At 35.7% G+C, this 22,405-nt stretch carries 20 protein-coding genes; 15 read left to right on the top strand and 5 right to left on the bottom strand.

Annotated features, from left to right (window positions below):
- Nucleotides 1–27 precede the first annotated feature (27 nt).
- Both HN643_04280 and HN643_04275 read right to left on the bottom strand, forming a co-directional pair.
- Entirely contained in the window at nucleotides 28–1,554 is a 1,527-nt protein-coding gene (locus HN643_04280; protein MBT7500859.1) for a hypothetical protein, read from the bottom strand.
- A gap of 1 nt (nucleotide 1,555) precedes the next feature.
- Complete coding sequence (locus HN643_04275; GenBank protein ID MBT7500858.1) at nucleotides 1,556–3,961, bottom strand: ATP-dependent Clp protease ATP-binding subunit; 2,406 nt, start codon at nucleotides 3,959–3,961, stop codon at nucleotides 1,556–1,558.
- Between the two features lie 266 nt (nucleotides 3,962–4,227).
- Between HN643_04275 and HN643_04270 the strand changes: the two genes are divergently transcribed.
- Nucleotides 4,228–5,343, top strand: a complete 1,116-nt coding sequence (locus HN643_04270; GenBank protein ID MBT7500857.1) for a hypothetical protein — start codon at nucleotides 4,228–4,230, stop codon at nucleotides 5,341–5,343.
- 5 nt (nucleotides 5,344–5,348) lie between these two features.
- Nucleotides 5,349–6,692: a phosphomannomutase/phosphoglucomutase gene (manB, locus tag HN643_04265; GenBank protein ID MBT7500856.1), complete on the top strand. Its 1,344-nt coding sequence runs from the start codon at nucleotides 5,349–5,351 to the stop codon at nucleotides 6,690–6,692.
- Nucleotides 6,693–6,974: 282 nt separating this feature from the next.
- On the opposite strand, the gene rpiB is transcribed toward manB, so the two are convergent.
- The 3 genes from rpiB to HN643_04250 all read right to left on the bottom strand — a co-directional run bounded on the left by rpiB (nucleotide 6,975) and on the right by HN643_04250 (nucleotide 8,118).
- Nucleotides 6,975–7,439 (bottom strand): ribose 5-phosphate isomerase B, encoded by a 465-nt coding sequence (gene rpiB, locus HN643_04260; GenBank protein ID MBT7500855.1) that lies wholly within the window; start codon nucleotides 7,437–7,439, stop codon nucleotides 6,975–6,977.
- A gap of 98 nt (nucleotides 7,440–7,537) precedes the next feature.
- On the bottom strand, nucleotides 7,538–7,825 hold the full coding sequence (locus HN643_04255; protein MBT7500854.1) for a hypothetical protein: 288 nt from the start codon (nucleotides 7,823–7,825) through the stop codon (nucleotides 7,538–7,540).
- A gap of 2 nt (nucleotides 7,826–7,827) precedes the next feature.
- Nucleotides 7,828–8,118 (bottom strand): hypothetical protein, encoded by a 291-nt coding sequence (locus tag HN643_04250; protein MBT7500853.1) that lies wholly within the window; start codon nucleotides 8,116–8,118, stop codon nucleotides 7,828–7,830.
- Nucleotides 8,119–8,297: 179 nt separating this feature from the next.
- On the opposite strand from HN643_04250, the gene HN643_04245 reads away from it, so the two are divergent.
- From HN643_04245 to HN643_04185, 13 genes are all read left to right on the top strand, one after another.
- A complete protein-coding gene (locus HN643_04245; protein ID MBT7500852.1) occupies nucleotides 8,298–9,191 on the top strand; it encodes a glutamate racemase in 894 nt (297 codons plus the stop codon).
- An 84-nt stretch (nucleotides 9,192–9,275) separates the two neighbouring features.
- The gene (locus tag HN643_04240; GenBank protein ID MBT7500851.1) at nucleotides 9,276–9,995 is read left to right on the top strand and encodes a hypothetical protein; all 720 of its coding nucleotides are present in this window, start codon (nucleotides 9,276–9,278) and stop codon (nucleotides 9,993–9,995) included.
- Nucleotides 9,996–10,001: 6 nt separating this feature from the next.
- On the top strand, nucleotides 10,002–10,727 hold the full coding sequence (locus HN643_04235) for a hypothetical protein (protein ID MBT7500850.1): 726 nt from the start codon (nucleotides 10,002–10,004) through the stop codon (nucleotides 10,725–10,727).
- Between the two features lie 80 nt (nucleotides 10,728–10,807).
- A complete protein-coding gene (locus HN643_04230) occupies nucleotides 10,808–11,530 on the top strand; it encodes a hypothetical protein (GenBank protein ID MBT7500849.1) in 723 nt (240 codons plus the stop codon).
- 175 nt (nucleotides 11,531–11,705) lie between these two features.
- Entirely contained in the window at nucleotides 11,706–12,830 is a 1,125-nt protein-coding gene (gene rseP, locus HN643_04225) for an RIP metalloprotease RseP (protein MBT7500848.1), read from the top strand.
- 21 nt (nucleotides 12,831–12,851) lie between these two features.
- The gene (locus tag HN643_04220) at nucleotides 12,852–13,616 is read left to right on the top strand and encodes a hypothetical protein (protein ID MBT7500847.1); all 765 of its coding nucleotides are present in this window, start codon (nucleotides 12,852–12,854) and stop codon (nucleotides 13,614–13,616) included.
- 96 nt (nucleotides 13,617–13,712) lie between these two features.
- On the top strand, nucleotides 13,713–14,462 hold the full coding sequence (locus HN643_04215) for a hypothetical protein (protein MBT7500846.1): 750 nt from the start codon (nucleotides 13,713–13,715) through the stop codon (nucleotides 14,460–14,462).
- Between the two features lie 239 nt (nucleotides 14,463–14,701).
- The gene (gene gap, locus HN643_04210) at nucleotides 14,702–15,694 is read left to right on the top strand and encodes a type I glyceraldehyde-3-phosphate dehydrogenase (GenBank protein MBT7500845.1); all 993 of its coding nucleotides are present in this window, start codon (nucleotides 14,702–14,704) and stop codon (nucleotides 15,692–15,694) included.
- Nucleotides 15,695–15,768: 74 nt separating this feature from the next.
- Nucleotides 15,769–16,557 (top strand): prepilin peptidase, encoded by a 789-nt coding sequence (locus HN643_04205; GenBank protein MBT7500844.1) that lies wholly within the window; start codon nucleotides 15,769–15,771, stop codon nucleotides 16,555–16,557.
- A 1-nt stretch (nucleotide 16,558) separates the two neighbouring features.
- Complete coding sequence (locus tag HN643_04200; protein MBT7500843.1) at nucleotides 16,559–17,071, top strand: prepilin-type N-terminal cleavage/methylation domain-containing protein; 513 nt, start codon at nucleotides 16,559–16,561, stop codon at nucleotides 17,069–17,071.
- Between the two features lie 4 nt (nucleotides 17,072–17,075).
- On the top strand, nucleotides 17,076–17,699 hold the full coding sequence (locus HN643_04195; GenBank protein MBT7500842.1) for a hypothetical protein: 624 nt from the start codon (nucleotides 17,076–17,078) through the stop codon (nucleotides 17,697–17,699).
- Nucleotide 17,700: 1 nt separating this feature from the next.
- Nucleotides 17,701–21,786: a hypothetical protein gene (locus tag HN643_04190; protein MBT7500841.1), complete on the top strand. Its 4,086-nt coding sequence runs from the start codon at nucleotides 17,701–17,703 to the stop codon at nucleotides 21,784–21,786.
- Between the two features lie 2 nt (nucleotides 21,787–21,788).
- Complete coding sequence (locus tag HN643_04185; protein MBT7500840.1) at nucleotides 21,789–22,355, top strand: prepilin-type N-terminal cleavage/methylation domain-containing protein; 567 nt, start codon at nucleotides 21,789–21,791, stop codon at nucleotides 22,353–22,355.
- Nucleotides 22,356–22,405: the final 50 nt, after the last annotated feature.

Here is a 22,405-nt window from a genome sequence, read left to right as displayed (position 1 = left end):
AGTTTTTTTATTTTATTTTTTTAATTTTTATGTGAATAAACTAAGGAGGGTTTCAATGTCGATAATTTTAGCAAGCGCTAAGCCAGCGGCGAGTATAGCCGCAACTACAATTAGGTAGGGTAATAGCGGACCGGTAATTTGCAAACAACAAGAACAGCAAAACCGAGCAATGCGAGCTATTTTCATTGCTGTACGTAGCATTTTCCCAAATCCTGCTGTTTTTTTAGCAAACCAACTACTTATGCTGCAGCCACCTTTGAATCCAAATTTAGGAATACAGCCACCTGGACTTAGGTTTTTGAACCACTTTAGGGGGTTAAACTTATCCACACAATCCTGAGCAGCTTCTTGAGCTTTAGCTTTCGCCGCAGCTGCGGCATTTTTTGCGGCTGCTTTGGCCTTGTTTTTCATGGCCGTCCCAGCTTGTTTGGCTAATTGCTTTGCTGATTTTTTACGCATTCCATTCAGCTTTCGTTGCATGTTCTTAGCCTTAGCAAGTTTGTCTTTGATTGAGGACTTTTTTTTCTTTGGTTTTCGTTCATTTCCCTGTTGACTACCTTGAGCACTCTGTTGTGCACCTTGTTGATCACCTTCTCCTCCAGATTGTTCTTGTTGTCTATCTTGTTTGGATTCTTCAAGCTCTTCTTGTTGTTCTTGTTTATGTTGATCATCAATTCTTTTTTGTCGATCCATTTGTCTTTTTAGGGCCTTTTGATGTTCTGCGCCGCCAGTTGTTTGACCACCAGTTTGTTCAGCATATCGTTCTGCTTCTGCTTTCTGTTTTTTTTCTTGTTCTTTGTTTTTTTCTTTGTCTTTCTCTTCGTCTTTTTCTTCTTCCTTTTCTTGTTCTTCGTCTTTCTCTTCGTCTTTTTCTTCTTCCTTTTCTTGTTCTTCGTTTTTCTCTTCGTCTTTTTCTTCTTCCTTTTCTTGTTCTTCGTCTTTCTCTTCGTCTTTTTCCTCCTCCTTTTCTTGTTCTTCTCCCTCTTTACCTTCTTCTTGCGGGGAAGGTACTGGTGATTGTTGAGTTGCAGTTTTTGGTGCTGGTCCTACACTGGAGCCTTTTACAGAGGGTGCCCCTGGCGCTTCGCTAGAACCAGCATTTTTACCAGCATCCGGACCCAATTCAAGGACTGCCTCTTCGTCAACTATTTCACCTTCTACTTCTTTGTCGTCAGAGTCTTTCTTGGGTTTAGAAGCTTTCTTTGGTTCTGTTCCCATTTTATCGTTTCCAATACTAGATTTGGCAGCTTGTAAAAAATCTTCATCTTCAAATGATGATTGATCAGGTGTTGGTTCTTCTGTCGAAGTGCCTTGTTCCTTTGTTTCAGTATCTTCCTCGATACTTTCATCAACAGTTGGCCCTTTGTCTCCAGATTCTTCAACCCTATCTTCTATTTCAAACTTAAACTTACCCTTTTTCTCGCCGGGTTTTGGGTCTTTGGTGTCAGATTTACTAGCTGAAGAGCTTGGTGTTGGGTTTGAAGTAATTTCAGTTTCTTTTTCCGTTACCTCCGGCTGACTTTGGTTGTTGTCTGAAGTTTTTTCGTCAGGCATTTTATTGGATCACAATTTTATTTCTTTCTTTTGTAACTTTAAATTTATTTTTTTGTTTAGAGATGATTTTGTCCAGAAGGAGATGTTCAATCTCAGTTTTAATAGTAGCCTGTACACCTCGAGCACCGCTGTTTTGCTGGTGTGAAATTCGACCAATTAAATTTATAACTGGTGAATTAAATTCTATGTCAAAACTATTTTTACTTAATCTTTGTTGTAGCTTTTGTAATTCTAATTTAGTCACTTTTTGTAAATCTTTTTCAGATAAAGAGTTAAAAATGACAACTTGATTTAATCGATTTATTAATTCCGGTTTGAATTTCTTTTTTAATTCACTAATTAATTCAGCATGATCTTGTTGTCCTGCGTGAATAGTTGAATGGAATCCAATAGTGCCTTTTTGTAATTTATCACTTAGGGCATTGGAAGTCATGACAATAATAGTGTTTTTGAAGTTTACTTTTTTTCCAGTGCTGTCAGTTAAATGACCATGATCAAGGATTTGTAATAATAGATCAAGTACATCTGGGTGAGCTTTTTCAATTTCATCGAGTAAAATTAAACTGTGAGGATTTTTTTTGACTAAATCTGTGAACTTGTTGCCTTCACGAAAGCCTATATAGCCGGCAGGTGATCCAATTAGTTTTGTGGCTTGAAATTTTTCATTGAATTCTGACATGTCCAGTTGAATGAAAGCCTCTGATTTTTTAAATAAAGCTTTTGCTAGTTCTTGCGCGAAGTAGGTTTTGCCAACTCCGCTAGGGCCAAGAAGTAAGATTGACGCAAGTGGTTTATTCTCATCAGTGAACCCAAGTTTTGCGTGGATTATAGTTTTCATGATTTGGTCGATTTGTTGAGTTTGACCAATTATAGTTTTCTTTATTTTTTTAGTGATTAAATTCAGGCGCTTGAATTCAGAGCTGTTTAGTTCATTGATTGGAATATTTGTTTTTTGTGATACTAGATCAAGAATGTCTTTTCTGGTGACTTTTAGATTTTTTTGTCCCAGCTTTGTTTGTCTGGCTTGTTGAATTTTTTTCAGTTTTTGTTGGACTGCTTCCTCTTGTTTCTTGATTTTTAGAGCCTGATTAAAATTTTCTGAAATTAAGGCCTTTTCTTTTTCTTTATAAATTTTTTTGAGTTCATTTTCTAATTCAATCTCTTGTTGTAAAAGTTTATCTTTGCCTTGATTTTGAATTTTTACTTTTGCTGCTGATTCATCAATTAAATCTATAGCCTTATCTGGTAGAAATTTATCTTGAATATAGCGAACACTTAATTCTACAGCAGCTTCAATTGCGTCATTAGTGAAACTAACGCCGTGGAAATTTTGATAATTATTTTTTACTCCTTGTAGTATTTCTAATGTTTCTTCAGGTAATGGTTCTGATAAATTTACAGCTTGAAATCTTCGTTCCAGGGCCGGATCAGATTCAATGTGTTTTTTGTATTCTTCCGAGGTGGTTGCTCCAATACAACGCAATCGTCCTCGTGATAATAGCGGTTTGAGTAAATTTGCAGCATCCATTGAGCCTTGTGCTGAACCTGCTCCAATAATGTTATGCAATTCGTCAATGAACAAGATTATATTTAAATTATCTTCCACATGTTGCATTACCAGTTTAAGTCGGTTCTCAAATTCTCCACGATACATTGTGCCGGCTACTAACAATCCCAAATCTAGGCTTAGAATTTGTTTATTATAGAGACACGGTGGAACTTGTTTTTCAAATATTTTTCTGGCTAGGCCCTCAACTAGAGCTGTTTTTCCAACTCCAGCATCGCCTAGTATAACGGGGTTATTTTTATCTTTTCGACTAAGAACTTGAATTAAGCGCTGAATTTCTGGTTGGCGCCCAATGATTGGGTTTAGGTCCTTGTGGTTTTTTGGCGCAGTGAGATCAATAGTAAAACGCTGAAGAGTTGACTGACTATCAGCTTCATTTTGTATTGCTCCAATGTCGGAATGGTTGGATTTAAATATTTTTGAAAAATCCGGAATATGGGAACTACTGTTTAGCACTGTTTCTAAATGTTTTTTTATTCTATCAGCTGGCAATTTGTATTTTGCAATTTTATTGACAGGGAGTTCTAGCAATGCTGCTAAAACATGTTCTGTCCCAATATAATGATGACCATATTCAAATGCAATACTGGCAGCCTTCTTTAGTACGATGTTTGTATCATTGTTAAACTCTGGTAGTTGTTTGTTGTCTTTTTTTGTAAAAGTATAAGCTTCTTGGTTTATAGGCTTAATTTGACTAAGTATTCCAAATGCTAAACCCCCTTTAGTTTTTTCTAGGGCTTTTAGTAAATGCGAGGGCGTAACTAGTGGACCTTGCTCTTTTTGGCAAAGAATTATGGAATATTCAAGAGTTTTAATTAGATTCTCAGAAAAGATGATCATAAGTTTCACGAAAACACAAAATCACGAAATCACTAAACCACAAAATCACGAAATCACGAAATCACGAAATCACGAAATCACGAAACCTTTATTGTAGAGGGTTTCTGTGCTTTCTGTGTTTTCGTGTTTTTTTATGCTTTCTGTGTTTTCTTGTGTTTTCCGTGCTTTCCTAAATTTTTGTATTTTTCTGCTAATATTGTATAATACTTATACCTAAACGTCAAAGTTGAAAAGTGGGTAAATTAATAATTAAAAAGTACAAATTTATGAAAAAGTTTTGGCTGATATTAATTCTAATTGTTTTATGTTTGCCTGCGGTGACTTTAGCTAGTTACGGAGAGATGGAAAACGTATTTATTCCAAAAGAACAAGTTATTAGCTATAATTTTTTCAAAACTGGGGAGACCGTTGATATTTCTGGCACATTACAAAAAGATGCTTATATTTTAGCTGAAACAGTTGTAGTTGATGGTGTTATTGAAGGGGATTTGATTGGAGCAGCCGAAAATTTGACAATTAATGGCACAGTAAAAGGCAATTTGCGATTCTTGGCTGGGAAAATAGTGATTACGGGAGAGGTCCGAAAAAACTTTACTGGAGCAGGAGAGTCAGTTATCGTTTCAGGGACTGTTGGTCAGGATATTATGGTTGGAGCAAATAAATTTGATTTACAGTCAGAACATCAAGGCGATATAAATTTATTTGGTGTTTCTGCTAAGCTTGATCAAAATATTGGTGGTAATTTATTTTTGCATATTGATCCAAAGGGGTCGGTAGAGTTTGCAGAAGGATTAAGTGTTGGTGGTAATTTGGAATATTCTCCAACCAGAAAAACAATGGTTAACTTTGATTCTTTGCAGATTACTGGGCAAACTAAGCAATTAAGCCAGCAAGTCAGCGTTGATTGGAGGAAAACTTTTGACTATCTGTATATATTTGGGAGACTATTTTACTTCTTTGGATTATTGGTTTTGGCAATGGTGATGATTAGGGTTATGAAAAAAATCACCATGCTTTTAGCGGCAACAGTTAGCAAAGATCCATTAAAGTGTTTTAATCATGGCTTTTGGTGGCTTATTTTTACTCCGATGGTTAGTTTATTATTAATGGCGACTATGGTTGGAATGCCATTGGGGTTAATTGCTATGGGACTATATTTGATTGCTTTTTATGTGGTTAAAGTTTTTGTGGCTTTGGCAATTGGTGCCTTGATTTTGAAAGAAGACGTGAAAAATAATAAATTATTTTGGCCAATGATACTCGGAGTATTTATTGTTGTAGTGGCAATATCCTTGCCTTTTGTTGGATTTTTAATTAATTTAATTATAAGCACCGCTGGATTTGGGGCATTGTATTTAATATTTAAGGGTGTATTAAAATAATTTTTATGCAGATTGATCAATTAATTTTTAAAGCCTACGATTTTCGGGGCATTTATCCTGACCAATTCAATGAAGAAATAATGGAACGAGTAGGACAAGCTTTTGTTCTTCATTTTCAAATCAAAGAATTAGTTTTGGGTTGGGATATGCGAATTTCTTCACCACAAATGAGTCAGGCTTTTATTCGTGGAGCAACAAAACAGGGAGCAAAGGTAATAACTCTTGGTCTTGTCAGCACTGATACAGTTTATTTTGCTTCTGGAAAATATCAAATGGCAGGCGCCATGATCACAGCCTCGCACAATCCAAAGGATTATATTGGGATTAAGTTTTGTTTGTCCGGAGCCCAGCCAGTTGGAAAGGAAAGCGGACTAACTGAAATGAAAGAATTAGTTTTGAAAAACGAATTTACTGATTCTGAAGTTTTGGGGCAAGTTGAAGGAAAAGATGGGATTTTAGAAGAATTCGCCGAGCATGTTTACACTTTTATTGATAAAGAAAAAATAAAACCTCTAAAAATTGTAGTTGACGCTGGAAATGGAATGGCTGGAAAAATTGTCCCGGCAATTTTTAATGATTTACCCTGCGAAATTATTCCTCTATATTTTGAGTTGGACGGTACTTTTCCAAACCATCAGCCCAGTCCGATTGAAATTGAAAATAATTTGGACTTAATCGCCAAAGTGAAAGAAACTAACGCTGATCTTGGTTTAGCCTTTGATGGTGATGCAGATCGAGTGTTTTTTGTTGATGAAAAAGGGGATATGATTGACAGCTCTTGGATAACGGCTATGGTGGCGAAAAAATTATTAGAAAAAAATCCAGGCGCTACAATAATTCGTAATGTGGTTGTGAGTAAGGCCGTTCCTGAAGTTGTGGAAAAAATGGGTGGAAAAGCTTTTACAAGTAAGGTTGGACACTCATATATTAAACAGGACATGAAAGAAACTGGCGCGGTTTTTGCTGGTGAGCATTCAGGTCATTATTATTTCAAGGACAATTATCGAGCGGATAGTGGAATTATCGCGACCGTAATTGTTTTGCAGATGTTAAGTGAAGAAGGTAAGTCATTTTCAGAAACAATTAAAGAATTTCAAACATATTATCGGATTGAAGAGACTAATTCAGAAGTTGAAGACAAGGATGAGATTATTGCCAAGTTAAAAGAAAGATTTGGTGATAATTTGACTCAGGCGTTTGATGGTGGAACTTTTGAATTTGAAGACTGGTGGTTCAATGTTCGTCCAAGTAATACCGAGCCGCTTCTGCGATTAAACTTAGAAGCAAAGACGGAAGAGTTGATGAAAGAAAAGCGTGATGAGATTTTAGAGATAATACGGACAGATTAAAGATTTAAGGTGTAATATAATATAAAAAATGAACCTAATGGTTCATTTTTTTGTTTAATTTTAGCTAATTGCTGACAGAATACTAAGTTCATGGGTTTCACTCGCAGTCCTGATTCTACTTTGCTGAAGTCGCTGCCAAAAGAAACAGTTGCTACGGATACGCAACTGTTGATTGAAAGGGAAATCAACAAGATCAGAGGTTTTTGATAAGCCTTTGCGGTGAAAAATAAAACCCACCACTACAATGTAGTTGGTGGTTTTTTTGTTTGGAAAACATAAAGACTATTCGAGCTTCTGAAGTCTTTTAATGTGTCTCTCTCCATTTGAAAAGGGCGTTTCCAAAAAGATTTTTACGCACCTTAAAACTTCATCATGGTCCATAGTACGTTCTCCAAAACAGATGATGTGAGCATCATTGTGTTCGCGAGCCATTTGAGTTGCAATTTCATTGTAGCCGACCGCAGCTTGTACTCCTGGGGATTTGTTCGCAGCAATTGAAATACCCAGTCCAGTTCCGCACACTAAAATTCCGCGAGTGTGTGTTCCAGTAGAGATTGGCTCGGCTACCAGTCTGGCAATATCAGGATAGTCGCAAGGTTCGCTGAAATAAGTGCCAACATCCTCGACAGGAATATAGTTAAGTTCAAGAAAATCCAGAATTTTCCGTTTTAACTCAAATCCGCCATGATCAGATCCTACTAAAACTACATCCTTCAATTGTTCTGCTGAATTTGTTGAGTTAGCCATTTTTAGTCTCCGTTAAATGAATGGGTCTACTAAAATTTTAACATAATATTTAAAAAAGAAAAACAGCCCAAATCGTTGGGCTGTTGTGGTGTTTTAGTTTAGGCTACCCGTAATTTTTCTGGCATGCTGAGAATAAGATCATTGATTATAATCGTAGCACCTTTGCCGTCATGCGGAGGCAAATCTCTCATGGCAGTTTCCATATCATAGCGCAAGTCAGCAGAGGTGTATCCTGGTAAAATCGTAGCCCGGCTTTCAAGCAAGATTTGATCTTGTGGGTCCATTACCCGAATGGTAACGAACAAGGCTGGATTGTCAGGCTTGTGAAATTCACGGATGTAAACTTGACATTCAGGTCGTGGGGACTTAAGCATAACTGTTAGCATGGTTATTCCTCCCTTTTTCTCAAATGATGTACAACGGTTGGACTTGATTGATTGAAAAATCGGATCTCTTTGATTGCGTCATCTACACTCTTTCCTTCAATTCTTCTTTTTACTTCCTGAGTGTATTCGTGAAAACTGTACCCAGGTTTGAGTTCAAGTATTTTTTCAAAAAGAATGTCCAAGTGTTCAGATAGTAAAAGAACTTTCAATACGGTGTTGCCGTTATCCAGTTTTTGTACAAAGGCGATTTTTAGTTCAGGACTAGGTCTTTCTTCGATTTGTATTTCAATCATTTAGACACCTCATTGTGATTACAAGCAAGTTTAACTCAAAAAGTTGTTTTTGTCAAGTATATTTACTGTTACTGTAATTTCTGCTAAAATAGTAAAATACCCTTCGATGAACTCTGGGCAAGTAAGGTTATAATATTAGGTTAATAGTAGTCAATATTTGTCTAATATCTTGTTTTTCTATGATTGGTGTCTTTGATAGCGGTTTAGGTGGATTAACCGTATTAAAAGAAATTAAACGTAGTTTGCCGAAATACGATTATATGTATTTGGGTGATACACTTCATGTTCCTTACGGAAATAGATCTGATGAGGCTATCTTTGGTTTGACCAGAAAGGCGTGTGATTATTTATTTAAAAATGGTTGCAAATTAATTATAGTTGCTTGTAATACTGCCAGTGCGAAAGCGTTGAGACGATTGCAGCAAGAGTGGCTACCCGGCCTTGTTCGTGAGATTCCGGATCAAGTCCGGAATGACGAATTTAATATACTGGGAGTGGTGCGGCCGATGGCAGAGTATGTGGCAGGGCTTGGTTGTAGTAAAGTTGGAATAATTGGCACGCGAGGAACTGTTAATTCGAACATTTATGTGGTAGAATTAAAGGGTCAAGGAGTCAGGATTCAGGGGCAAGGAAGGGGTAAAGGTTCAGGGTCAAAGGTTCATGAACTCAATATAGTTCAACAAGCTTGTCCATTGCTGGTGCCGTTGATTGAGGAAGGCTGGATGAATGAACCTGAAACCAAAGTTATTTTAGAAAAATATATTCAACCATTGCGAGAGCAAGCGGTTCAAGTTTTAGTTTTAGCTTGTACTCATTATCCATTATTAATAGAACAAATTAAACAAATAATGGGGCCGAATTGCTTGGTTCCTAATCCTGGTGAGATTGTGGCCAAGAGTTTAAAAGATTATTTAAAGAGGCATCCGGAAATTGATAATGATTTAAGTAAAAATTCACAAACCAAATATTTAGTGACAGATCTAAGCGATAATTTTCAGGAAACAGCAGATAAGTTTTTTGGTGAGAAAATTGAGTTACATAAGATTGATACGAATATACTCTCATGCGAATGATGCTAATATGCGAATAAATATTTTGGATTCTATTCGTGGCATTCGAATATTCGCGGCATTCGTATCTTAATTCATTCGTATTATATGATTAACCCAGAACAACAATTACAAGAAAACGCACTCAAAGCTAACTTCACCGAAGTTCAGCAGATGCATTTTGATAAATTAATGTCTGAGTTAGAAGTAATCTCGGGTGGATTAGGGTTTGCTGAGCTAAAAGAAAAAGCTGAGGCTGGAAGTACGGAAGCTCTTCAGGTGATGCGGGATTATATTGCCAAGAAAGAACAGATAGTTGAGTTTATTGAAACCAAGAAAATGCCAGATTTCGAGGCGAATCCGATTGTAGAAATTACTGAAATAAAAGTTAATGATACGGTTACGTTTTTACAGGAGGGTTCATGGAGACATGGAAAGATAGGTGAAATAAAAGATTTTTTTGATTTTGGTGATAGTAAAAGGGCAAAAGTAGCTTTTGATGGAATGAGAATTACTAGGTGTCCATTGCTAACATTAGCAAAAATAGCTGGTCCATTTGGTCTTAAATATGGCAACCCTGTATCAACTGAAGAACAGTTGGATGTTCTTTTGTTAGAAACTCATCAATATGAAGATTTCAAGGTTGGTGATGAGTTTGCGGTAAAAAATACTCCCTATAAAGTGCGATTGATTGCATTTGTTTTGGACCGTGGTGTGGTTAAATTGTTATATGAAACTATTGATAATGTTGATGAAGCGACTGGGAAGTATTTTGTGTACTATAATGAGCCTGAACCTTTTTTGTTAAAGTGTAAAAAAATTAGATAATTAACTATGTTTAAGCTAGAACAATCTTTAATCGAAAAATCTTTGCATGCAAACTTTGATGAAAGTCAGCAAGCTCATTTTGATAAACTAATGTCTGAGTTAGAAGTGATCTCAGGTGGGTTAGGCTTTGCTGAGCTAAAAGCAAAAGCTGAGGCTGGAAGTAAGGAAGCTCTTCAGGTGATGCGAGATTACATCGCGAAGAAAGAAGAAATTGTGGAGTTTATTGAAACAAAGGAAATGAATATATCGCCAGAAAATGAATTTGTGGAGATAACAGAACTTAAAAATGGTGACAGCGTGTTAATTTTAGATGGAGCAAGACAATTTCAAATAGGGACAATCTGCTCAAGTCCGGATGCTTTTCTGGGCGTAAACGTTAAAATGGATGAGGAAGATGTTACTCGTGGATATATGATAACAAGGTTAGCTAAAATCGCCGGACCAGTTGGTGAAAAATACACAGTTGTTGGTGAGGAAGAGGTTGATGACAAAGAACTTTTATTAGAGCTTCATGAGTTTGAGCAGTATAAAGTTGGTGACGAGTTTAAATCAAAGGTCCAAAACTGGAAAAATCGTTTGATAGGATTTGTGCTTGTTCACGGAAAGTTAAAAATTTTAGGTGAGTTTATAGATTATGATTTAGATAAGGCTGGAAAAAGGAAGGTCGGTCATTGGTATATAGCTGATTTTTCTAGAAATTTCAAGAAAATAAATACTAACGCCAAGGAGTAACCAATATCAAATGCCCAATACCTAATATCCAATAAGTAATTAAAGGTTTATTGTTTAACGTTTACCGTTTACTGAAAATTATGTTAAATCCCGAACAATCTTTAACCGAAAAATCCTTGCATGCTAACTTCAACGAAGTTCAGCAAGCGCATTTTGATAAAATAATGTCTGAGTTAGAAGTAATTTCAGGTGGATTTGGATTTGCTGACTTGAAAGAAAAGGCCGAAGCTGGAAGTAAAGAGGCGCTTCAAGTGATGCGCGATTACATTACAAAAAAAGAGGAAATAGTTGAGTTTATTGAAACCAAGGAGATGAAGATATCGCCAGAAAATGAATTTGTGGAGATTACAGAAATGAAGGAGGGTGATCGGGTAGTCGTTATGACCCCAGAAGGAGATTTTCAACCTGGACGAATCGAGACGGTGGAACCTGTTAAACTACTTGCTAAGGTTTTTCTAGATGTTTTTAATTCATGGCATACTTTTGAAATGGCTAGTTTAATTAAAATTGCCGGACCAGTTGAATCCAAATATGAAAACACTGAAAATGTTGGTCAAATTAAGGAGGTTTTATTAGAACTACACGAATATAAAGGATATAAAGTTGGTGATGAATTTAAGTCCAGGTCATCAAATAGTGATTACAAAACTCGTGTAATAGGTTTTTTTACGGATTTATCTGAAGACCCCAAAAAGTTATGTGTATTATTTGAATATCATAGTGCTGTTGATGTATCTGGGAAGCGTAAGGTAGCTGGTTTATCATTGAGCGCGTTTAAGATAGGGTTTGATAAAATTAGTTAGAATAACCAGTGACAAATACCAAATACCCAATAAAATAAACAATAAATATAAATTAATAAAAATTAAATCATAAACAATAAACAATAAACAAGTTTTATTATGAATTGTGTATTGTGTATTGGATATTATGTCGTTTATGTTCACGTTAATTGTTTTCATTATTATCTTAGGAGTGATGGTCTTTTTCCATGAATTGGGCCACTTTTGGACTGCCCGTAAATTGGGAGTTAAATGTGACGAGTTTGGTTTTGGATTCCCACCTAGAATTTTTGGCTGGCGCAAAGTTAATGGTAAACGCAAATTTTTCTGGGGAAATAAAGCCACTGAAGAAATTAAATCTGACGATACAATTTATTCCATGAACTGGATTCCACTTGGTGGTTTTGTGAAAATTAAAGGCGAAGATGGAGAAAGTAAGGCCGATCCAGATAGTTTCGGTGGCAAAAAAGCTTGGAAGCGAGCTACAATTTTAAGTGCTGGTGTGACTATGAATGTGATTTTAGCTGCAGTTTGCTTGATCATTGCTTTTATGATTGGCGCACCGCAAGTTATTGACGGTGATTTGGCACAAGCTCACATTCAAAATCCGAAAGTACAGATCATGTCGATTTTGGAAGATTCTCCAGCTGAAGAAATCGGTTTAAAGATGGGTGATGTTGTTCTTAGTATAAATGGAGAAAAATTTACAGAAGTTCAAGCTGTGCAAGATTATATTGATCAGAATGAGGAGGAGCCGTTAAACTTTACAATTAAAAGACTTGATGAGGAAATGGAATTTACAGTTTCAGCAGTAGAGATAGAAGAATTGAGTGAAAAAGCGGTAGGTATTGGTTTGGCCAAGACCGGAACAGTTTCGTATCCTTGGTATCAATCGATCTGGTTGGGAATCAAGGCCACGATAATAATGTTTGTGCAAATTATTGTAGCTTTTTATACAGTAATCAAAAATGCAATTGTTGGTCAGCCTTTGGGAATTGATGTAGCAGGGCCGGTAGGTATTGCGGTCATGACCGGACAGGTTGCGCGTATGGGCTTTGTTTACATTTTGCAATTTACTGCGTTATTATCATTGAATTTAGCGATTATTAATTTCTTGCCTTTGCCAGCATTAGATGGCGGTAGAGTTTTGTTTTTAATAGTTGAAAAATTGAGAGGTAAACCAATCAAACAAAAAACAGAACAGATAGTTCATGCAGCTGGTTTTGCTTTTCTGATGTTGTTAGTTGTGGTTGTAACAGGTAGAGATTTATTACGATTCAAAGATTTTTTTATAACTTTATGGGAGAAAATTACTCCTTAGTTAAATTAATTCTGATTATAAATGCCTAAACGAAAAAAAAGCAAGAAGATTAAATTTACTTGGTCTGGGGTTCTAATTGTAGTGCTGGTTGTACTTTTTGTTTTTGTTCTAATGTTTGTAAATTATATTTATACTGATCTGAAAAATGTGGAACAAGGTGTTTTTAATTTAATTCAGCAGATAAATACCACCAATGATAAGATTGATCAATTCTCAGTTTCCGATGAGCAAACTGCCCAAAAAGCTTTGAAGTTTACAGAGGCTACTAAGCAGTGGCGAATTTATCAAAACAGTGATTTTAAATTTCAATTCAAAAGCCCTGCAAATTGGGGAAGTTTTTCTTTGGAAAATAAGGACGATAAACAGGTTGAAGATTATGAAGGCTTTCGCTATTTTGGTAAATTTAGTAAAGCAGAGGAGACTGAGTCTCTAGAGTTGACGGTGGCGACTTATGATTTTTCTTTGGCTGAGAAAGTTGATTATGCTAACCTGGCAGTTCAAGAAGTATTGTCCCAAAATCAATCTGGGGAATGTGATGGGCAACTGTTCAAAAAACTGAAATTGTTAGATTTGGGTGAAGTTAGAAATTGTTTTGTTAAGGAAAATATTCTGAACCAAAAGTATATTCTGTATCGATATTTTCAAGATAATGAAGGTTCCGACCAGGAAGATAGTCATTTGGTTATCGTTTATCCTCGGGAGGATTTTTATGTAATGGCCTTTGTTCCTGATGAAATATTACCGGAAGTGGATTATTTTATCCAGAGTATTGTTTTCTTGAATTAAATAATGTGGTATAATAATGGCAGTTAAAAGTTAAATGTTGAAAGTTGAAAGTAAGTGCTTTAAGCTTTCTATTTTTAATTTTTATATTTGTACTTTATGCCAGCAAAAACAAAAAAAACGACAAAAACAACAAAAACAACAAAAAAGAAACCAGTAGAAAAAACAAAAAAACAGTTAGAGCAAAAATTAACAGATGATCAGATTAGAATTCGATTATTGAAAACTGAAGTTCATTATTTCAAAGGTCTTGCGATCATGATCACAGTTTTAATATTCTGTGTATTCATTGCTTTTGGTGTCTTGTTTGGTGCCATGTATATGGAAACTAGAATTACTAGAGTGATATTCCAGGAGGCACTGAAAGATATCCTTCCCGCGCAGTTTACTAGTGCATTTACACCATCAGAGTCGAGTGAGGCTTTTTCTTGGATGAGTGGGAATATAGATGCAGATGATTTAGAGGCAGAACTTGATGAAGATATTTTAGAGATTGAAGATGATTGGCTAAGTTTTGCTAAGTATGGAGTGACTACTTATTTTCCAAATTCCTGGACTTATTTTGATAGACCATATGTTAAACAGGTGCATTTTTTTGCTGACGGCCAGATTCGTCCAGATGATTCCGAGGATGTCGGGGACGTTATTGTTACAGTTACGGACAGTAATAATTTCGCTGATGAAGAGTCCTCTTTGATCTCTATTGCTGGCAAGATTGGATTTAAATATTATGTAGATAGTACCGCTATTGTTATTCCAGTTTCTGATCAGTTTGTGCAAATAGAATTTGCTGAGAATTTAGAGAGTGAGATTGCTAAGGTGTTTATAAGAAAATTTCAACTTGATTAAGTAGACAAAATATTACATAAAAGCAGAGGTATCCACACCTCTGTTTTTTTCGCCAAAATGGGTAAAATTTGTTATAATAAAGCTAATGAAATTAATCAATGGATCAAAACTCTAAGTCCCAGATAAATTTAAAATAAAAATTTCCAAAGGTTTGAAATTATTTTCGAATTTGTTCATTTAGGTTTATTTAGATTTTAGGTGATTGATCAATTGGTAATTAATAATTAATATTTTATTTTATGACTAAAGTAGCAATCAATGGCTTTGGCCGGGTAGGCCGAGCTGCATTTAAAGTTGCGTTAACAAAAAAGAATCTAAGGATTGTAGCTATAAATGATTTGGCTGATATAAATAATTTAGCTTATCTTTTGAAATATGACACCGCTCACGGAAAGTTTGACAAAAAAATCAGTGTTAGTGGTCAGCATTTAGTTGTTAATGGTAGGAAGTTTCCAGTTTATTCAATTGCCGATCCAGCAAAACTTCCCTGGAAAAAACATAAGGTTAATGTCGCCCTGGAGTGTACTGGTGCCTTTCGCAAAACCAACGAGGTCAAAAAGCATTTAACCGCTGGAGCGAAAAATGTAATTTTGTCTGCTCCAATAAAAGATGAAGGTGTAATGACGGTGGTGCGGGGTATTAATGATAATAATGTAAAAAAAGAAAAAGCTTTTGCAAATGCGTCTTGTACTACAAATTGTGTTTCACCAATTATGGCAGTTTTGGAAAGTGCATTCGGTGTAGAAAAAGCCATGCTCTCAACTATTCACGCAGTTACTTCATCTCAAAGAACGGTTGATTTGGCTTATGAAAAAGATTGGCGTCGTGGACGTTCTGTTCTTGGTAATATTATTCCAACTACTACTGGTGCTGCAATTGCCACTGGTAAAGTATTACCCAATTTAAAAGGCAAATTCGATGGTATGTCCATCCGAGTGCCAATGATTACTGGGTCCTTAGTTGACGTGGTGGCCTTGTTAAAGAAAAATGTTACTGAAAAGCAGGTCAATCAAGCCTTCAAAAAATATTCAAAAATGGTTCATTTTAAGGGAGTGCTTGAAGTTAGCGAAGATGAATTAGTTTCAAGTGACATTATCGGGACAACCGCTTCAGCAATTGTTGATCTTAAATTTACAAAAGTGGTTGACGGTAATTTAGTCAAAGTTCTAGCTTGGTATGATAATGAATGGGGTTATGCGAATCGGTTAGTTGAAATGGTAGAAAAAGTCTAAATAACAAGCGACAAGTAACAAGTTTCAAGTGATAACTTGGTACTTGGATCTTGAAACTTGGAACTTATATATTTATGTTAACTTACGTTTTAATCTTCATAATTGGAGCTTGTATTGGAAGCTTCTTAAATGTGGTGATTTATCGCTTGCCAGAAAAAAAATCAATCTGGAAAAAGCGGTCGAACTGTCCTCACTGTCACCAAAAATTAAAGAACTATGATCTAGTTCCAATTTTTAGTTTTATTTGGTTAAAGGCTAAGTGTCGTGGTTGTAAACAGAAGATTTCTTGGCAATATCCAAGTGTTGAATTGGTGACGGGTTTGCTGTTTGTTTTTTTAGCTTATCATCATCAAGTGGGTCAAGCTATGGCAAATCCTATGTTCTTTCGAGATTTAGTTTTTGTGGCGGGATTAATTATTATTTTTACAACTGACCTACGGTATTATTTAATTTTTGATGCAGTTTCTATACCGTTAATGGTGTTTGCCTTTTTGGTAAACTTTTTTATTTTAAGTCATTCAGGAAATTACTTTTCAATTCTAATTAATTTGATAGTAGCTGGTCTGATTGGTGGTGGTTTTTTTGCTCTGCAGTATTGGGTTTCCAAGGGTAAATGGGTTGGCGGTGGTGATATTCGTTTAGGCGCAGTAATGGGATTTATGCTTGGTTGGCCAATAATTTTTGTGGCTCTAATTTTAGCTTATGTTTCTGGTGCTGTGATTAGTGTAATACTTTTAGCTTTCAAAATAAAAACTATGAAAAGCCCGGTGCCTTTTGGTGTGTTTCTGACGGGTTCCACCTTTGTAGCTTTATTTTGGGGACAACAACTATTAGCTTGGTATTTAACAAACCTAGGTTTGTAGTATGAAAAAAGGATTTAGTTTGATCGAATTGATCGTTTCTATTGCTATAGTTGCCATAATCACAACTATGGGTGTTTTGAGTTTTTCAAATCAAAGTCAAAGGCAAAGTCTAGCGAACGAAGTTAATCTTTTGGAGCAAAAATTAAACGAACAGAAGATCAACGCATTGTCTGGAAAGATGAACAACCATCAAAGCTCGGAAATGTACGGTTTAAAAATAGAACCTAGTGGTAAAGCATATACTTTATTTTTTGATAATAATGCAGATTGCAACTTCAATACAGGCGACGAAATTGATCAAGTGATTAATTTGACTGAAGGTGTAGAGTTTCAAAACTTCCTAAATAAGATAATTTGCTTTCGTTGGGACCAGCAAGGACATAATACTTGTTTAGCTGGTGGCGACTGTGAACAGAGTGGTGGTTATACATTTCATTTAAAATCAAAAAAATCTGAGGAAATACGATATTTAGTTGTTGATTTAGAGTCGGGATTGGTAACTTCGGGAAATTAATTTTATGTTAAGCCAAAATAAACAAGGTCAAACTTTGATTGAAGCCATTATCGCAGTGGCTATTATTGCGATTGCGTTAGTTGGTTTCTTGTCACGCTCTACACAAAGTTTTATCGCAATTTCTGAATCAATCAATAGAAATACAGCCTTGAATTTAGCTCGCGAAGGAGTTGAGGTTGTTCGTAATACCCGCGATTCTAATTGGTTGAAGGGTTGTTTTGATCCAGATGATGAAGAAAATTGCGTTTACTGGAATACTTTTTTACAGGATGGGCTTGATTATCGATTTATTGTTTATATTAGTCCTTATGATGGTGAATGGACCCTGAAATCGACAGGGATGGATTTCGATGATTGTCAGGAAGATGAAATGTGTCGGCTGTATTTTGATGATAAGGGTTTTTATAGTTCAGTTGAATCTGACGAGCCAACTAATTATTATCGCATGGTTGAGAATCGTCCAATTTGTGAATCAACAACTGCTTGTGGTGGAGATGGTATCTGTGTGTCTGGTCAAGCCTGTCCCAATAAGCAAATAGGTATTCAGGTTTTTTCTATGGTTCGTTGGAAGCAGGGTCCAGCTTGGCGGAATATTTCTTTAGTCGATTACTTATATAATTGGAGATAATATGACACAAAACAGTGCTAAAAAAATTGGAGAAGATTCTCCAGAGGCTAAAAGCGAGAGGCCTGAGCAAACTGCCGAGACTGGTTCTGGTGGTCTTGTTGATCATTTGAAAAAAGTAAAAGAAGGCTTAGAATTGAGAGAAAGCTTGGATCATCAGATGTTTCAGAAAATAATGAATCTGAGACAGGAGGTTGATACCAGTATGGAAGCGATAGACATGGACCAAGAAGAAGTCGTTTCCAAGTTAAATTCTTATTCAGATGACCTGTATGAATTGATGACTCAAATAGAAAAGGAAAAACGGGTTGACCTTGGAGAGGTTTATACCATGTTACAGCAGTTTCAGGATGAAGCTTTCATGATTGTTCAGTGGCATGAAAAGAGAAAACTTGAATTAACAGAAGACAGAAAACGATTAATTGATTTGGAAAAGCAAGAAACGCAAACTAGGAGGAGAATTGCAGATTTGTCGACTCAGTTCCTAGGTAAATTCAGAAATAAAAAAGAATTAGCCAGTTCAGGTCAGAAAGCTGAAAAGTTAAATTTAGAAATTGAGGAACTGAAAAATCAAATCGAAGAAGCTAGAGGCGAACTGTCGGAAGTTAATGTCACCATGCTCAGTCTTGGTAAAAATGAAAAAAAACTTGTCAGAAGTATTAGTGTAACCTATTTTGACCAAACCGTAAGGGACCATAAATTAAATATAGAAAATGCACTTGAAGGGGCTTGGTTAGAGTATTCTCAAAGTTTGCAAGAGCACGCTGTTTTACCAACTTTGGGAAAATTTACCGACCAGAAGAAGGCGGAAATTATGGAGTGGGTTCGTGAGTTTATGGACCTTGCATTTTCAAAGAGTGTACATGCGCAAACACCTGAAGAAAATAAAAGATTTCAGGAATTACAAAGAGAACTCGCCAATTTATATCAAACACACGGACTTTATGATTTAGGAGAAATTCTGAATTCATTGAGTTATGCGAGAGGAGCCAAGGTTACTGTTAGTGACTGGCTTGACTTGATGGCTACTTATAGTGCTGGTAAAAAGGCTGAGCAATTGAGTACCAAAATACTGGATACCTTGAAAGGGGATAGATTAAAAGAAGATGTTGGTCGAAAGGTAGAACAAATGAAAATTCGTAGAGATTTGATTCCAGGTAACATAACGGCATTTGAAGTTCGAGGAAAGAGAGGTCATCATTGGAACACCCTAGCCCCGAGTTTAGTTGAATCTGGCTTAGTGGCTGAAGATGAAGTTGCCGAATTTACTGGTTTAGTCCTTAATTCTTTGAATAATGAAAATTTAATGGACGAAAGAGGTGATCCGTCAATGGCTATGCCTACTATGAGAGCATTGGGCCGACCTGAGGCGCTGGATATGTTTTTGCAATATGCATTTAGAGAAAAACGTGGAGATACAATTTCAACAGCAGTTTATCAGATAGCTTTATTGGGCCGTGAACTACCTGAGGATGTATTGCAGAAATATTTAGTTACATTGCCTGAAGAAAAACAAAAAGTTATCAAAATATTAGTAGATGAGGATTCCTATTTAAATCAGATAGCTTCTCCTCGGAATATGATTCGATTTCCCAAGGCGATTGTGTATAATGAAGAAATATGCGAGGAATTGAAGGAAAAACATAATTGGACGAAAGATGAATTGTCAGCTTTTTATCATTTGAGTGGTGGAAAAGAAGAGGTTCTAGTCAAGTTAGTGGGGATTGCAAAAAAGCTTGGTCTTGATAAGACGGAGTTAATCAGGGCACATATTGAGCGCTTGTTTGAGGACTTTGATCCTGATGATGCTGACCATGTAATATTTTTTAATAAAATTTGTAATGAGCTGGGATTAAGAAGGGAAGACCTGTTTTTTGATATTATTAATGATGCAGGCAATAAACCAAATGGGGTTTTAATGAAATTAATGGCAAATCCAGAAAATGGAGATTTCCTGGAATTCCCAAAAATGGTAATGGCGCACAAAAATTATTTCGAGGAAGAACCAGGACTTGAAGAAAGTTTAAATAATGTTTATCAAGACCCAGCTGTGCTAAAAGATGAGGCAGGCAGAAGTGAGTTACTCGGTATAATTATAAGTTGGCCAGCTAAGCTGATACAAGGATTATTAGAAAAATATGACTTTCAAAAAAAAGGTCAGCTTGATTTCGTTAGGAAAATTATTGAATATTATAATTTTGCTGATAATTTATCAAAAAATGGAAGTAGGGAAGATGAGTGGACGGTTTCTGAGATTGAATCTGCTATATATAATTCAAGTGATTACTCAGAAGTATTGAAAAAAATAGAAAAGAGTTTGAAACAGGTCGCTCAAAAAGATTCTACTTCGTTTATTCGTTTCGGCGGAAAAGAAGTTTGGAAATTAGTTTTTGGTGAACAAAAAGTAGAGGAGTTCTTGGATGTTTTACCTAAGAAATCAAACGAAAAGAGAAACGCATTCACTCACAATGATTATGATAGAACAAGTCAGTTTATGAGTAATATATTTGGTGGTTATGAGCCAACTGTTGAACTAGATCAAGAAAGTTTTGACATCTCAATTGAGTATGTGAAACGATTTGGATTGTCAAAAACTAAAATAATATTTGAATATTATCGGAATATTGTTCTGCATGAGCAAAAAGGTATTGATTTGCCTGAAGAACAAGTTGCTCAAGGGATAACCAATGTTGAGGAGTTGGAGAAACGGTTAGATAAAATAAAACAACTACTCTATTCTGAAGATACAATCGGAGAACTTGAAGAATATAATACATTTGAAACGGAGATTTTACGTCTAATGACTGGTAAAAGTACTCACCGATTCGATAGTGGTCGACCAAGGATGGAAAAAATTATTGAAGATTGGAATAGCGATTTTAGTGCTGGTGAAATTACAGAACTGCCTGCTGGTTATGAAGTTATTGAGGTGTCTGTTCCTAGAATTAGACTTGAAGTTAATGTTGAAAAAGTACAGGCAGATTTTGAGCTTTTGCGAGCAGAAATATTTGAGGCCTCAGAAAATCCAAAAGATATAACTGGATTGAAAAGTAAAGCCGAAGTACGAATTCGTGAGAAGCTCAAGGAACTCCAGGAAATCCTGGTCAAGAAACCGGATAATAAATATATCAAGATGCAATATTCAAATTATGAAAAAATATTAGCAGATGTTCAAGCTGCTCAGGACTTGGATGCTCTATTGATACCATTACTATCGGTTGATCGACGCTTTGCTAGTAAATCAGAAATATACCCGGTTTTGCGACAGATTATTCTGAAAAAATTATTCACAGTTAATTTTTCACCTGAAACTTTAGAAAATTTAATCAGTGGACTAGAAGGGGAAGTGACAGCACAAGGAGTTTTGAATATTATTAATATTGTGGATAACTTTATTAAAGATCATGTAATAAATACGCAAAAGAAAAACGAAGAAGGTTATTGGACTGAAGAAGCTTGGAAACAAATTACTGGAGCTAAGGATAATTCTAAACTGGTGGATGTTTCTAAATTGTTCAAGTCTCAGGTTGATCCGCTTAGAGCTGAGGTAGCTAATTTCTCTAAAGTAGAAACTGGCGCGCCACTGGATGTTAAATTAATTCCTGATCGTGGATTTGTTGGCGAAATGGCTGGATATATTGCGGATGTTTGTTATACGGCTGAGTATCCTTTATTGAAAACATATCCTAATGTTGTTCCTTATAAGTTTGTGGTAAAAGATGAACTGGGAGATGCTGAATTTATAGGATCAGTTTTGATGTTTGAACTAGAAGATAGAAATGGCGATAAGGTTTTGTTGGTTCGGGGTTTTGATGTGCCTGGAGAAGCAGACTTAGACATCAATTATTTAATTGAGAAATTCTTGGATCAAATGCAAGAAGTCGCTGTTAAAAGAGGTGCTAAAAAGGTAATTGTTCCAGGTGTATCAGGTACGATTTCAAATTACAGTATGACAATTGCTCACATAACTAAGTATTCTAGAGAACCAAACAAAAATGTAACTTTGTCAGAGCCGTTTGCGTTTAATGGTAAGGTAGGCGGGGGGTATGACTTGACGGAAAGTTGTTATATCGCGAGGGAAGTTAAATAATTATGAAAAAAGGTTTTTCCTTAATTGAAATGTTGGTGGTAATGGCCGTTTTTATGACCATGATGCTTGTGGTTAGTGATATTTTTTTATCAGTAACTATTTCTCAAAGAAAAAGTATGGTTATGCAAAAATCTATGGTTGATTTACAGTACAATATGGAGCAAATTGCTCAGCAGATTCGTTTGAGCCAGATTGACTATTCAGCATATCACTTGCCTATAAATGAATTGCAGGATGAACTCCATTTGATAAATTCACAAAACCAAAAAGTTGCATTTGGAACTGAAACTGTTGGTTGTGCATTAGGAATAGAAACTTGCTTAATTCAGTCAATTGATGATCAGAGATCAATAATTTCAGCGGATAATTTTGATATTCAAAGTTTAAGTTTTAGAATTGCTCCGAATGAAGACCCGCTTGAGTTTGATAATATAACTAAGCAGTACAAAAGTGATAAACAACCGCAAATAACAATTTATTTAAAAGCTTTGCCAGTTGCGGTACATGAGGAGGACCAAAAACCATTAGCTTTACAGACCACGATTAGTTCACGTTATTATGCGAGATAAGTTGTAAAGTTGAAAGTTTGTAAAGTTCATAAAGTGAAAAATTATTAAGG

Source organism: Candidatus Falkowbacteria bacterium (assembly GCA_018674305.1).
In the GTDB taxonomy this organism is placed as follows: Bacteria; Patescibacteriota; Patescibacteriia; order UBA11705; family JABHMO01; genus JABMRF01.
This window is presented reverse-complemented; position numbering and strand designations above follow the sequence as displayed.

What these genes read in the sequence shown, in the direction of transcription:
- HN643_04275 (MBT7500858.1), bottom strand. Translation starts at nt 3,961, where the DNA reads ATGATCATCTTTTCTGAGAATCTAATTAAAACTCTTGAATATTCCATA.
- rseP (MBT7500848.1), top strand. Translation starts at nt 11,706, where the DNA reads ATGGTCTTTTTCCATGAATTGGGCCACTTTTGGACTGCCCGTAAATTG.
- manB (MBT7500856.1), top strand. Translation starts at nt 5,349, where the DNA reads ATGCAGATTGATCAATTAATTTTTAAAGCCTACGATTTTCGGGGCATT.
- HN643_04230 (MBT7500849.1), top strand. Translation starts at nt 10,808, where the DNA reads ATGTTAAATCCCGAACAATCTTTAACCGAAAAATCCTTGCATGCTAAC.
- HN643_04250 (MBT7500853.1), bottom strand. Translation starts at nt 8,118, where the DNA reads ATGATTGAAATACAAATCGAAGAAAGACCTAGTCCTGAACTAAAAATC.
- HN643_04215 (MBT7500846.1), top strand. Translation starts at nt 13,713, where the DNA reads ATGCCAGCAAAAACAAAAAAAACGACAAAAACAACAAAAACAACAAAA.
- HN643_04200 (MBT7500843.1), top strand. Translation starts at nt 16,559, where the DNA reads ATGAAAAAAGGATTTAGTTTGATCGAATTGATCGTTTCTATTGCTATA.
- HN643_04270 (MBT7500857.1), top strand. Translation starts at nt 4,228, where the DNA reads ATGAAAAAGTTTTGGCTGATATTAATTCTAATTGTTTTATGTTTGCCT.
- HN643_04240 (MBT7500851.1), top strand. Translation starts at nt 9,276, where the DNA reads ATGATTAACCCAGAACAACAATTACAAGAAAACGCACTCAAAGCTAAC.
- HN643_04280 (MBT7500859.1), bottom strand. Translation starts at nt 1,554, where the DNA reads ATGCCTGACGAAAAAACTTCAGACAACAACCAAAGTCAGCCGGAGGTA.
- gap (MBT7500845.1), top strand. Translation starts at nt 14,702, where the DNA reads ATGACTAAAGTAGCAATCAATGGCTTTGGCCGGGTAGGCCGAGCTGCA.
- HN643_04185 (MBT7500840.1), top strand. Translation starts at nt 21,789, where the DNA reads ATGAAAAAAGGTTTTTCCTTAATTGAAATGTTGGTGGTAATGGCCGTT.
- HN643_04220 (MBT7500847.1), top strand. Translation starts at nt 12,852, where the DNA reads ATGCCTAAACGAAAAAAAAGCAAGAAGATTAAATTTACTTGGTCTGGG.
- HN643_04235 (MBT7500850.1), top strand. Translation starts at nt 10,002, where the DNA reads ATGTTTAAGCTAGAACAATCTTTAATCGAAAAATCTTTGCATGCAAAC.
- HN643_04245 (MBT7500852.1), top strand. Translation starts at nt 8,298, where the DNA reads ATGATTGGTGTCTTTGATAGCGGTTTAGGTGGATTAACCGTATTAAAA.
- HN643_04195 (MBT7500842.1), top strand. Translation starts at nt 17,076, where the DNA reads ATGTTAAGCCAAAATAAACAAGGTCAAACTTTGATTGAAGCCATTATC.
- HN643_04190 (MBT7500841.1), top strand. Translation starts at nt 17,701, where the DNA reads ATGACACAAAACAGTGCTAAAAAAATTGGAGAAGATTCTCCAGAGGCT.
- rpiB (MBT7500855.1), bottom strand. Translation starts at nt 7,439, where the DNA reads ATGGCTAACTCAACAAATTCAGCAGAACAATTGAAGGATGTAGTTTTA.
- HN643_04205 (MBT7500844.1), top strand. Translation starts at nt 15,769, where the DNA reads ATGTTAACTTACGTTTTAATCTTCATAATTGGAGCTTGTATTGGAAGC.
- HN643_04255 (MBT7500854.1), bottom strand. Translation starts at nt 7,825, where the DNA reads ATGCTAACAGTTATGCTTAAGTCCCCACGACCTGAATGTCAAGTTTAC.